At 45.3% G+C, this 12,730-nt stretch carries 12 protein-coding genes; 6 read left to right on the forward strand and 6 right to left on the reverse strand.

The window, feature by feature from the left end; genetic code table 11:
* Positions 1-48: 48 nt before the first annotated feature.
* The gene (locus QTO06_RS10240; RefSeq protein ID WP_331407796.1) at positions 49-933 is read right to left on the reverse strand and encodes a LysR family transcriptional regulator; all 885 of its coding nucleotides are present in this window, start codon (positions 931-933) and stop codon (positions 49-51) included.
* A 128-nt stretch (positions 934-1,061) separates the two neighbouring features.
* Here QTO06_RS10240 and QTO06_RS10245 point away from each other — a divergent pair, with 128 nt between their 5' ends.
* The 4 genes from QTO06_RS10245 (at position 1,062) to QTO06_RS10260 (ending at position 6,397) form a co-directional block, all read left to right on the forward strand.
* On the forward strand, positions 1,062-1,790 hold the full coding sequence (locus QTO06_RS10245; RefSeq protein ID WP_331407798.1) for a GntR family transcriptional regulator: 729 nt from the start codon (positions 1,062-1,064) through the stop codon (positions 1,788-1,790).
* A gap of 233 nt (positions 1,791-2,023) precedes the next feature.
* Positions 2,024-3,388, forward strand: a complete 1,365-nt coding sequence (locus QTO06_RS10250) for a PTS transporter subunit EIIC (RefSeq protein WP_331407800.1) — start codon at positions 2,024-2,026, stop codon at positions 3,386-3,388.
* Positions 3,389-3,440: 52 nt separating this feature from the next.
* Positions 3,441-4,868, forward strand: coding sequence for a sucrose-6-phosphate hydrolase (locus QTO06_RS10255; protein ID WP_331407802.1), 1,428 nt, complete (start codon positions 3,441-3,443; stop codon positions 4,866-4,868).
* Between the two features lie 410 nt (positions 4,869-5,278).
* A complete protein-coding gene (locus QTO06_RS10260) occupies positions 5,279-6,397 on the forward strand; it encodes a carbohydrate porin (RefSeq protein ID WP_020196091.1) in 1,119 nt (372 codons plus the stop codon).
* 46 nt (positions 6,398-6,443) lie between these two features.
* On the opposite strand, the gene QTO06_RS10265 is transcribed toward QTO06_RS10260, so the two are convergent.
* Positions 6,444-7,643, reverse strand: a complete 1,200-nt coding sequence (locus tag QTO06_RS10265; protein ID WP_331407804.1) for an MFS transporter — start codon at positions 7,641-7,643, stop codon at positions 6,444-6,446.
* 91 nt (positions 7,644-7,734) lie between these two features.
* Between QTO06_RS10265 and soxR the strand changes: the two genes are divergently transcribed.
* Positions 7,735-8,175, forward strand: a complete 441-nt coding sequence (soxR, locus tag QTO06_RS10270; protein ID WP_005441477.1) for a redox-sensitive transcriptional activator SoxR — start codon at positions 7,735-7,737, stop codon at positions 8,173-8,175.
* A gap of 15 nt (positions 8,176-8,190) precedes the next feature.
* Here soxR and QTO06_RS10275 read toward each other — a convergent pair whose 3' ends face one another.
* Complete coding sequence (locus QTO06_RS10275; RefSeq protein ID WP_005441475.1) at positions 8,191-8,586, reverse strand: DUF2391 family protein; 396 nt, start codon at positions 8,584-8,586, stop codon at positions 8,191-8,193.
* Positions 8,587-8,588: 2 nt separating this feature from the next.
* Complete coding sequence (locus QTO06_RS10280; protein WP_252042359.1) at positions 8,589-9,440, reverse strand: tetratricopeptide repeat protein; 852 nt, start codon at positions 9,438-9,440, stop codon at positions 8,589-8,591.
* A gap of 195 nt (positions 9,441-9,635) precedes the next feature.
* Between QTO06_RS10280 and QTO06_RS10285 the strand changes: the two genes are divergently transcribed.
* Entirely contained in the window at positions 9,636-10,109 is a 474-nt protein-coding gene (locus QTO06_RS10285) for an ASCH domain-containing protein (RefSeq protein WP_331407808.1), read from the forward strand.
* A gap of 53 nt (positions 10,110-10,162) precedes the next feature.
* On the opposite strand, the gene QTO06_RS10290 is transcribed toward QTO06_RS10285, so the two are convergent.
* Positions 10,163-10,726 carry a GNAT family N-acetyltransferase gene (locus QTO06_RS10290; RefSeq protein ID WP_331407810.1) on the reverse strand — a complete coding sequence of 188 codons (564 nt, stop codon included), beginning with the start codon at positions 10,724-10,726 and terminating at the stop codon, positions 10,163-10,165.
* 123 nt (positions 10,727-10,849) lie between these two features.
* Positions 10,850-12,367, reverse strand: coding sequence for a phospholipase D family protein (locus QTO06_RS10295; protein WP_331407813.1), 1,518 nt, complete (start codon positions 12,365-12,367; stop codon positions 10,850-10,852).
* Between the last annotated feature and the right edge of the window lie 363 nt (positions 12,368-12,730).

The following is a 12,730-nucleotide window of genomic DNA, read 5'->3' on the forward strand; positions in this document are numbered from 1 at the left end:
TTGTTGTACGCCTATAACTTGAAGTTATAGGTGAGCATGAGTGCTAACTTACTGATTAACATGCTGCTTTAGCGACTCAATAAAAAGCTTGGTCGATATGGATTGCGGCGAGTGTTCTGCAAACAAGATAGAGATAGAAAATGACAGCGCCGGAGAAAGTGAGCGCACGCTTACTGATTCGTCATCTTGATACTGTTTTGCTGTCCATGGGTCGACAATCGCAAAACCCGCATGATGCTTGACTAGCTCGGCGGCTGCGGCGTAACTGCGTACTGTGATCGCATGGTGATAATGTTCATCACGCGCAGAGAGTGTTTGATGTAGCAATAAACCGAGTGGGTCTCGACTGTCCAAGCCGATGATTGGCAATTCGTGCTGAATCAAATCATCAAACGATACCGAGTCCTCAGTTGAACTGAGCGCTTCTTTTGGCGCAATCAGAACAAGTTGTTGCTTGAGTAACACTTCACTCAAAATCGCAGGTGGCGCTTCTTCACCAAAGGCAATTGCCACATCCAATTCGTGCTGAAGTAAGCCTGAACACAGCTCATCACGGTTTGCCGTTAATAGTTCAAATGAGATGCCTTGTTGCTTCGACAGTGCAGCAACCGTTGGAGCAAGCAGTTGGGAAGCCAAGACAGGAGGCGCTCCGACTCTCAAGTGCTGAGTGCCTTGTTTTACCTTATTGGTGAGGGAGCGAAATTGCCCAAGCTGTTGGTAAACTTTCTCGGCTTCTGGCAGCAGGGCTTTGGCTTCTTGGGTCGGTACTAAACGGCCTTTGACGCGCTCAAACAGGGCAAAGCTAAGTTGTTGTTCCGTATGGGCAAGTACCCGAGTGACATTAGGTTGCGATACATGCAATAGGCGCGCGGCACCAGAAACGGTTCCGGTTTGCATGATGGCGTAAAAGACTTCCAATTGTCTTAAATTCACTGCGGTTTCCTGTTGTTTCGTTTGAGCTAGAAGCTAGCTTATCCAATTCTTACGCCTTTTAACAATAGTTGGTAATTACCCTCAGCTTGAGTAAGATGAGTTGGTAACCCCTTAGTTTTCACGGAATTATGACTGAGCTATTTGATCAAAAAAGTTTGCAGCCGCTGTACATTCAAGTCGCGGATGAATTAAAGCGCGAAATTGATAAAGGTATTTACCCTGCAGGCAGTAAGCTTCCATCGGAAAATCAACTGGTGGAGTTACTCAAAGTCAGTCGAGTGACGGTTCGTAAAGCGCTTCAACAGCTTAATGATTTGGGCTACACCTTCTCAGAAAAAGGCAAAGGGACGTTCGTTAAATCCAACAAATTGCGTCATGATTTCTTGTCCATGTCTGGCTTTGCTCAAGAAGCGGCAGGTTCAGGATTAGAAGCTAAGAACATTGTTGATGCGTTTGAAGTGGTTCCTGCAAACGAGTTAGTCGCTGAAAAACTCAATATAGCTCAAGGTGAGCCAGTTAACTTTGCTCGTCGTTTACGCCTGATTAATGATCAGGTTGTCTCTTATGAGGAGTTCTATATTCCTCGTGTTCTTTTGCCTAACTTAACGCAGCAAGATCTTGAAGGCTCAAAGTTCGAATACTTAAGTCGTCATGGCATTGAGATGGTGAAAACGCAGCAGAAATTGATCCCTGCCTTACCGGATGATGCTGCACAGAAACTGTTGGTGGTCGATAAGCTGGATCCTATCTTGATCAACCAGTCTCAGAACTTCTATGAAGAACAAGGGATATACGAGTATTCCATCGTTTATTACAAGTCGAGTTTGTACGACTTTGAAATCACCGCACGAGTTTAAAAACCTTGAAGCCACGGAATATTGAACGAATTGAAAAATAGCCCACCGATGTGGGCTATTTTTTTATTTATAGGTTTAATAACTAAGCAACTCCATGCATTTTGAATCAATAACAAGTGTGACGTGTGACAAAAAACGAGAATGAAAAATACAACCTGTATCTAACCTGTATTACGATGAATACAAGTTGAATACAGGTTGTTATTTCTTTGCACTCTTTGGAGACAAAAATTATGGCGCGAGATGCGAAAGTTGTAGCGAGTAAAGTGATGTCCTTGCTTGGTGGTGAGGGCAACATCGCACAACTTAATCACTGTGCAACACGACTGCGTGTTGTGGCCAAGGACGATGGACTAGTAGACGCGGAAGGACTCAGCGCGACAGAAGGGGTACACGGTTACTTCTTTCAAAACGGACAGCACCAAGTGATCTTGGGTACCGGTTTTGTGGGTAAAGTATTTGCCATTATGAAAGGCAATGAAGCGATTGAAGAAGCGCCACAAACCGAAGAGAAGAAAGACAAAGTCAGCACCTTTCAAGCAGTAACGCGCACCTTCTCCGATATCTTTGTTGCCATTATTCCAGCACTGGTTGCGACGGGTCTTTTGATGGGCTTACGTGGTTTGCTCGTCAACGGTTTTGGCATGGAGCTATCGCCACAGTTAAACACACTTTCACAAGTTCTGACCGACACGGCATTTATCTTTATCCCAGTTTTGGTGACTTGGTCTGCGATGCGCGTGTTTGGTGGTAACCCGGTTCTCGGCATTGTGCTCGGCCTGATGCTAGTTGCGCCGCAATTAGCCAGTAAGTGGGATGTAGCCTTTGGCAACGCTGAAGCCATGATCATTCCGTTTATGGGCTTTGATATCGCAGTTACCGGCCTGCAAAGCTCGATTCTTCCTGCGGTATTTATGGGTTGGTTCGCGGCGATGGTAGAGCGCACTTCGCGCAAATACATTCCTGAAGTGTTGGACTTGATCCTCACACCTTTCATTACCTTGTTGGTATCTCTGATTGCTGGCTTAGTCTTCGTAGGCCCACTTCTGCTTGGTATCGAGAAACTGATTACTGAGGCGGTGCTTTGCTTCCTGCAAATTCCTTACGGTATTGGCGGTTTGATTTACGGTGGTGCTATTCAATTTATGGCCGTGACTGGCATGCACCACACCATCGTTCCAATCACGATTGCAATGGTGACAGACACAGGCTTCGACTACATCAACCCACTTGGTACAGCGGCGATTGCTGGTCAGTTTGGTGCAGCGATGGCGGTCATGACTATGCAGACAGACAAAGTAAAACGCTCTGGCATGTTTGGCGCCGCACTTCCTGCACTATTTGGTATCACAGAGCCTGCCATGTTTGCGATTACGCTTCCTCGCGTTAAGCCTTTCCTATACGGCTGTGTCGGTGGTGCGATTGGTGGCTGTCTTGGTGCTATTGCAGGCATCGGCTCCGCGGGTACAGGCGCAACCATGCTACCGGGTATGTTGTTGTACCTCGGCGGTGGTCTAGGCATGTACATGCTTGTCATGCTGGTGGGCGCAGTGTCGGCGTTCGCTCTAACAAAACTGTTCTACAAAGAACCAAAGTAATTCTTTTCACTCCCGTTGTTTAGCGGGAGTGCTTTCTCTTTTTGGAGTCGTTATGGATTTTTCTAATCGCCAAAATCGATTTGTGAGAATCGATGAGGTGAGCGCGGAATATTTGGCAGACATTAAGCATAAAACGAAAACAGACCCGTTTTATCCGAGCTACCACATTGCCCCGCATCATGGTTTAGTGAATGACCCAAATGGTCTGAGCTACTTTAATGGCGAGCATCATATTTTCTATCAGTGGTTTCCACTAGGCCCCGTGCACGGTTTGAAACATTGGTATCACGTATCGACCAAAGATTTCGTCAACTTTAACGATCGCGGCATTGCGATGTATCCAGACCAAGATTACGACCATCACGGTTGTTACACGGGCGTGGGTGTTCCTCACAATGATGAATTGTACTTGTTTTACACCGCCAACCTTCTGAATGAAGAGGGGAAAGGCTTGCCAACACAAGCACTCGCGGTGATGGATAAACAAGGCAAGATCGAGAAAAAAGGCGTTGTGGTTGAGTTTAATTCCGATGCGTACACGCAAGAGTTCCGTGATCCAGTATTGGTCACTCGCGATGACGGTTACCACATGCTGATAGGTGCTCAAGGGCATGATGAAAAAGGCAAGCTTGCTTATTATCACGGTTCAGATATCGATGATTACCACTATCAAGGCAATATTGATGTGGGGCTGGGTGACTTTGGTTATATGTGGGAATGCCCTAACTATTACGAACAAGATGAAAACGGCGTGTTTATTTTCTCTCCTCAAGGCGTAAGCTCAGAGAGTAAATATGACCTGAAGAACGTTTTCTCTGTGGTTTACATGGTGGGCGAACGCATTGATTTCGAAAACAAAGTCTTTCCTAATCAGGGTTATCGAGAGTTGGATAAAGGCTTTGATTTCTACGCTCCTCAGACCTATCTCGATGATCAGCAGCGACGTATTCTGATTGGTTGGCTGGGTAACTCGAAGAGTGAATACCCAACCGATAAGAACCGTTGGGCACATATGCTGACGCTACCTCGTGTCTTGACTATTGAAGGGGATTACCTCATTCAAAGCCCATTACAAGAATTGGAAGCGTTACGCAAAGACTCTGTCGAAGTCGACGGTTCACATTCGTTGGATTCTCAAGCATTTGAGGTCGATCTTCATGTTGATGGCGCTTTCTCTTTGGCTCTATCCAATCAGAAAGGTGAGCGAATGGTATTTAGCGGCGATCAACATGAGTTCACCCTAGATCGAACTCATGTTTCTCATTTGCATGCTGAGGCTTTTGGTACCGTTCGTTATGCCAAGCGACTTGAACAAGCACAACGTATTCGTATCTTCGTGGATAACTCTGCCATCGAGATTTTTGCCGACAGCGGTAAGACGGTTTTCACCTCGCGGATCTTTATTGATGATCTGTGCAACATCGAGCTCAAACACGCTCAAGCAACACTGCATTACTTGTCCCCAATCTCTTACTGCTAGCAGTTTCGGATTGGTTTTTGGCCACCAATTTGGTGGCCTTTTTTGTGCCTGTTGTTTAGCAATGAAATTGATTCATAAATTTTGTGATATCTGTCATGTCACAATGCTCATATGAATGAGTTTGATTTCTATCAATTTCACTCAATAAATTGCTTTAAAATCCGATAATTATAAATTTTTATATTTAAGTTGCTGTAATTAAAAGTAAATAACTAAAGATCTAAAATCGTGATCTCGTCTAGCAAAAACGGTTTAGCAATATTGTTTTGCTGATTTTGTTGATCAAGAATTAGCCCCGTCCACTGCTAATGATCGGCCAGTTAATTAGCAGTTCTTTTTTGTCCATAGCTACACATAAGCCCTCCTTTAAGGCGGGCAAACTATTAAAAAATACAAATATAGGGGTTCACATGAACAACACTTTTAAGCTTTCGCTAGCGGCTGTTTTAGTATCAACAGCAATGACTGCAAACGCAGGTATCAGTATCGTTGACAACGAAGAAGGTAACTTCTCGGTTGGCGGTAACGTAGAGCTAAACTTCAACTTTGAAGATCGTGAATCAAACGCCAATGACGACAGCGAATTCAACCAAGATGGTCGCGTACTTATCGAGTTTGCGGGTGAGAAGTACACCAGCAACGGTCACTATGTGGGTGTCAAAGCACAGCCTCTTTTTGAAAGTACAGGCAACATCGCACTGGATGACGCGTACTTTGAATTTGGTAAGAAAGACGGTTGGGCGATTAAAGCGGGTCGTTTCGAAGCTTATGATATGTTCCCTGTGGGCCTAGACGTATTCCTTGAGTATTCAGGCGATACGGCGAATGACCTATACGCAGACGGTGCGGCATACTCTTACCAAATGAAAGAAGCGCGCGGTCGTGGTTCTGATGGTCAGATCATGTACAACCAAACATTCGGCAACCTGTATGTAGAAGTTGGTGCGATGTTGGGTGACCGTTCTAACTTATTTGATGGCGGCGTTGGTGGTTATTACCACGGTAAAGAAATCACAGAAAGCAAAGATGCGTTCCTACTACGCCCTGTCGTTGCTTACCAAATGGGTGATTTCACAGTCGCAGCATCGATGGAGACTAACCTAGTTTCTGACGCTATTGTTGCCGATGGCGTAGACATCTCAGATCGTACGGGTTACGGCTTAACAGGTAACTGGACAAGCGGTGATTGGTCTGTGAACGCAAGTGTTTCTTACCTAGATGCAGTAGACGAGAACAACATGTCGGCAGGTGTGAACGCATTGTGGAATAACCTAGGTCTTGGCTACATCTACTCAACGAACGAATTTGAAAACAAGGAATTTTCTTCTTGGGCGGAAGGCGACGTAAATGTATCAACTTGGTACGCTTCTTACGCATTCCGTGATGTGCTAGAAGTTCAGGATTTCTCAATCCTACTAGGTACTTACTACACTATGGTCGACAACAAGCTGACGCAGCAATCGGATGCAACTGCCTTTGCTGAAGAAGACGATTTCGGTGCACGTGTTCGTCTATACTACGAATTCTAAATCCTCCCTTTGGAAGCCAAAAGCCCAGCGACTGCTGGGCTTTTTGTTATTGGCTTGTGGCAAGTTGACCATCGCCATTCATTTTATGATTCAAATACCACATCACACAGACTGCCATCGCCATGGTGCCAGCCGCCAGAATGAAGCCATACTTGGTCAAGCCATAGTGGCTCAACATCGCAATAACAACATAACTTAAAGATTGCACGGTAGTGGCGAACATGCTGATTCCGCCATCGACTCGTCCTCGTTGATGGACAGAGACAGTGTGGTGCATCCAATTGATTCTTGCGATTCGATTTAACGCGTTAAATATGCCAAAGAGTGCAGTAAACATCAGAATGGTCAGTGGATGTGCCGATAAGCTCATGCCAACTAAAGCAATCACTAGCACGCTCATCGATACGACAATAATGCTGGTGTGACCAAACTGATTCAGTACCTTGGTAACAATAAGTCCGGTTAGTAATGAACCCAAGCCAAAGCTGATGTTAAATCCTGCGTACCAATCACCAGAGATACCTTGCTCCGAGAACCAGATAGGCACCAACTTTCCAAGATAAGTCAAAATGGGATAAGACAGGCAGGACAGCAAAATGAAAGCGTAAAAGGTCGGCTCTTTAGCAAAGATTTGCTTGCTCTCTTTTAACTGCGACATAAAGGCAACAGCGTGAGAGTCTCTGATTTGTTGCACGTACGGCGTGGCCATATAGAAAAGGACGGCGATAGAAGAAGCGGAGGCAGCAAACAAAGCAAACTCCCTCATTCCCCACATCTCTAACAACACGATACCTAGCGCGCCAGCGCCCAGCGTGGTCGATTGCATCACGATTTCTTGCTGACCGGAAATTTTGGCGTATTCATGGCGTTGATAGTTCTCTTGGGTGAAAGCATTATTGGTTGTCCATGCGAAGTTACTGGATACCCAATAGACCAATTGTGCAAACGCTAACAACCAATGTGAGCTAAGCTCAAGCCAGTACGCGACAAAAATGATGAACGCCATACCAGCTTGTAACCATTGATTGAGCACGAGTAACTGCTTTCTTGAATGGCGGTCGATAAGAGTAGAGAAGAAAGGCGTAGCCAAGAAAGAAACTGCAGTACAAGAGAGTGAGACCAAAGCAACAAAGGTTCCCATCCCCGGTTCAGCCAGCATTACCCATGGAAGTGCCATCATGAATAATCCCGAAGAAATGCTATCGAAGAATCGCCCAGCCAAGTAGGGCAGCGTTTTATTTTTCATCGTTTTTATCTGCTTAATTTGTTAACGTGGTGTAACTTTAGAACCTTAAGTAAACTTGAGGTAAAGCGTTTTTTTAAACAAGAGGTCAGAAATGGAAATCAGCGTAGGTGAGGTGGCAAAGCGCTCAGGAGTGAAGGTATCCGCGCTGCACTTTTATGAGCAGAAGGGATTGATTTCAAGCTGGAGAAATCAAGGTAATCAACGTCGCTACCATCGCAGCGTACTTCGTCGTGTGGCTGTGATCAAAGCAGCGCAGCAAGTTGGATTGTCGTTAGAAGAGATCAAAGTGGCATTAGAAGAGCTGCCCAAGCATCAAGCGCCAAACAAGCAGCAATGGGAAACCATGGCCAGTCATTGGCATGAGCAGTTAGAACAAAAGATTCAAAAGCTCAAAGCGCTACAAAACGATTTGGGTGGTTGTATTGGTTGCGGGTGTCTCTCACTAGAAACTTGTGCATTAAGAAACCCTGAAGATGTGCTCGGTAAAGATCATGCTGGTTCGAATCTAACTCTCGACGAACAAGAGTCATAACAACGGCTGAGCTGGTTATTCCTTATCGAAGCTATCCACCACGATCGCCCCCATTGAAGCGGGCATAGTAATCACAATCACCCGTTTGAGGGCGATTAGTGGGTCGGTGAATAAAGGAAGTTTGTTGATGCAGAATAGCACTAAAGCCACCACCACCGCGGCAATGAAGTAAGCAATCACAACACGAAAGATGAACACGGCAACGCGCGTTTTTATGTTGCTTTGAAATACGCTTTGGTAAGCGAAAAAACCTAAGAAGAGCACAGACAGGCTGAATAGCATCAGCAAATTCAACATCGGCAAGCTTTCACCCAAGCGCCACGCTTCTTCCGAGAAAGAAATTGGGACGGCGAGAGCAAAAGCGCCAACCAAAACTTGGCTGGCATCTTCGAGGTTAAAGTGGCTGCTCATGCTTAAGACTCAGGCGTGCTGCTTGCTAAGAGCTGCTCAAAGCGCTCATTGCCGTGAAGCAGTTCGAGATCTTGTTCTTCCGCTAACAGATCGCGAATGGAAGGGCTGGTATCAATCGCACGCTCTAAGTCTTCAATCGCTTGCTCCTCAATCCCTAAACGAGAGTAGGCGCAAGCGCGTTGGTAAAGTGCTGGGCCGTTAGTATCGTCCACTTCCAGTACTCGGTTACATAAGCTCAGTGCCCAGTGGTACTCTTTGATCTCCATAGCGGCGTCGGCTTTGTAAGTCAGCGCTTCTAAATCACCAGGGCGAACAAGCAAAATTTCATCGTAGATATCGATGCGTTGTTCCGGAGTTTGTGAGCTTTGTGCACGAAGCCATAAGTTATGGATTTCGTTGATCTTCTCAATCTCTTTGTTGTTTTCGCTGATGATGCGGGTTTTACGTTTCAAATCACGCTCCAACGCTACGAACTTTTTCTCGTATTCCTGAGCGATCTTTTCTAGTCGTTTGTCTGCCATCTCTTTGGTGTTGTGCTTAAACTCGCGCAGAGATTGCCAACCAACAAAAGCAATAAGTGAAGCGACACCCGCAATGATGTAGAAGAAGTAGGTCACCGTCACGTTAGCGTAGTTCAGTGATTTATCAGCCACCGTTAACTCTCGGTCGGTAATTTCAACAATCATTCGTCGCTCTAAATCTTGTTGTTCCTGACGCAGCGATTTCAACTCATCAAGGATATAGCGCTCCATTAATGGTCTGTCTAAAAGGTCGGATTCTGAATACTTTTCTTCGGATGCAAGAGTTGGAAAGGAGAGCAGGGCAGCGAAGAAGATGCCGATGATTAAGCGCATAGAACGTCCTTTTGCGTCGAGAATGGGTGGTTCTCTGAAACCATAGCAAATACAAGCAAGGTTTAGCAAAAATCAGATGGAAAATGCTTGTTTTATAAAGCGTTCTGATAGGCTCATATCTTGTTCTTTTGATCATGAATGGATACTCTTTCCGGTTAGTAAAGCGATGGAAAAGCAGAACCAAGGAACAGAAGTATGGACGCCAAAGCACAAGCTTATCTTACCCATTATATGGAGACGCTCTCTGAACAAGAGCAAGCAGCGATTCCCTCAGTAAGCGCTGATTATTATTGTGCTGACGAGTACAACGCTAATACTTGTGCTGAGCTGGTGAGAATCGGCCAGAAAACGGCCTCTTGCAGCATGGAGCTTTGGTATAGCGAACAGGGAGAAATGATGCCTCAAGTTGGACACCTACAAGTTGTGACCAACTGGGATGGTGAACCTGTATGCGTCATTCGAATCACTGATGTTAGAACTTGTCGATATGCAGATGTGAGTGAGGAATTTGCTCACGCAGAAGGGGAAGGTGACCGCACAATGGCTTGGTGGCGAAAAGCGCACACCAGATTTTTCAAAGCGGAATGCGAAGAGCTGGGTATCGATTGGCATGAGCAACGTTTGTTGGTACTTGAGCGCTTTAGAGTGGTTTACCCTATATCCAAGTAACCCAACTAAAAAGGCTTGGCGCGTTGCCAAGCCGTTTCATTAAATACGATGATTTACGCCAATTGTTCTTGGCTATAGAGCCGTTGGAGCAGCGTTTGCCATTCTTCTCTTAATACGCCGTATTTGATGGAATCGTAATACTCGCCTTGGTAGTAACGCACTTTACGAATCCTCGCTTCCTGCTGCATGCCAAGCTTTTCTGCGCAACGCATCATTCTTGGATTACCCGACCATGTTGTTAAACCCACTCGTGCTATGTCTTGGGATTCGAATATATGGCTAATCCAAGGCACTAGCGCACAAAAGCCCAACCCTTTATCCCAATAGTTCGAATCGTAAATGACGATGCCAGCTTCAAGCCAACGAGTACTCTCACATTCCCAATACCAACTCACTGAGCCAACGGGTTTGCCTTCAAACTCAATCAATAACATGTCTTCGCCTTTCAGTAGGCGTTGAAAGATGTGGTTACGGAAGCCTTCTAATGTCGGTGTTTGATAAGGGAAGTAAGGACCATTGAATTGCGCCCAGCGTTCATCCTCAGTGATGAGCTTATAGAGCGCTTTGGCTTCTTCCGGAACGGCTCGTCTTAATGTGACGCCTTGGAAATGGTACATAACACTCCTTTTAGTAACGGATTTATAGTAACGAGTTAACGTTTGACCGCGTTGACGCTGAACATGTGTCAATGTTTTGCATTGCCAAGAGCAGTGCTGCCATCTTCATCTCTCACTAAGAAGCTAGAGCTGATCCTCGATTGGCAGAATGCCCGAGAACCAAGCGCCCATTTTTCTCCACACGCTGGCTTCTGGCTCTGAATCGAATTCTTCGCCTGTCGCTTGATCAATCCATGCGATATCACCATCTTTGATTACGACTTGATAGGCATTTTCTTTCAGCTGCTCTGGCAAAACGGTTTGTTGCTTTTGCACGTATTCTGGTTGTTCAATGACGACTGCCATTTCAGTATTTAACTCTGCGGAGCGCGGGTCCCAGTTCATTGAGCCGACAAACAATGTCTTTTCGTCAATCATCATAAGTTTTGCATGCAAGCTGGCTCTGCTGCTACCGGTTAAGCTCCATTTACTCTTTATTTTAGCGCTGGCTTTTACTTCCCAGAGCTTGATGCCTGCTTTTACTAGATCTTCACGATATTTTGCGTACCAACCATGAACGGCAAAGACATCGTTTGACGCCAAACTGTTGGTCACGATGGTGATGTTAATCCCTCGTTTTGCTGCATTTGTCAGGGCTTTCGTTCCCGATTCTGTCGGCACAAAGTAAGGGGAAATTAGGACAAAAGAATCTTCAACGCTCTCAAGGAGTTCACCCAAGTTCGCGACCAGTTGACTTTCTTGAGTGGCAATCTTATCGGGTAAATCGAACCACACTTCACCTTTACCCCAATACAGATTGAGGTTCCCTTGCTGTAATTCTTCGTAAAGGTCGAGTTCTTTAAAGTTGTATGGGCCAGTCGAGAACTTTTCTTCTAACTCAAGTGCTTTTACTTGGGCCTGAATAGCCTGATCCGCCACTTTATCTGCTTCAGGTACGATCCATTCCATAGGGACGGCATAAATACTGTTCCAGTACAGATCAAATTGATCTGCGGTTTGAGTGACGACTTCACCAAATAACATCACGTCAAAATCACCGAATTCGACATTGGATTCGAAAGAGAAATATTCGTTGCCAATGTTTCTTCCACCCACGATGGCTGACACGCTATCGGCAATAAGTGCTTTGTTGTGCATGCGACGATTAAGGCGTTCAAAGTCACTTGCCAGTGCAAATACACGAGCATTTCGATATTGGTGCGGGTTAAACAGTCGGATTTCGATGTTTGGGTGGGCGTTTAACTCTGCCATTCCTGCATCATTTCGCTTTTGCATGTCATCTAGAAGCAGGCGAACGCGTACGCCACGCTTTGCTGCTTCGTACAAGCGCCACGTCATCAGTTGACTGGTCTCGTCACTACGATAGATGTAGTACTGTAAATCTAGGCTTTTTTCGGCAGATTCAATCAGTGCGATTCGAGCTAATAGCGCATCGTTTCCCTGATTAAGAGGGTAAAAGCCAGTATCTGAGTTGGGGTCTTTGTCGTAACTTTCAAAGAACTCAGCCAACGATGAGTCGCTTTGATACCCGAACTGAAAACTGGTGGATTTCTCACTTGGATCTCTTGGCTGAATTGAGGAGCAAGCCGAGACAAGTACAAGCATTGAACCGAGTAAGGCTTTAGAGAGAGAACGTAGCAATGCACACTTCCTTGTTAAGACACAACGTAACTCTTTGATTATATATCAACCTTTAAATCTGGGTAACGCGAGTGATTGTAGCCAAGTCGCAGATTTCTTAATAAAGCAACCGAATCTGAATGACTCGATATGGCTTTTGGAAGGCATATTATTCGGGCGGACAATATCATGTTTTTTACTTATGTTTTGCTCAGAAATGGTCAATATCACTAATATCTGGTGGTAATTACCAACACTGCACTGAGAGAAATTGCCAATTTAACCTAACTTGTTGATATTTAATGAGTAAAGGTTTGGCATGACGATTGCGTATAAACAGTGAGCGTGAGAGGTCGTAACTTGCGGAGATGGTTAAGTTTTTGT

The organism is Vibrio sp. M260121, assembly GCF_036533715.1.
Taxonomy (GTDB): Bacteria; Pseudomonadota; Gammaproteobacteria; order Enterobacterales; family Vibrionaceae; genus Vibrio.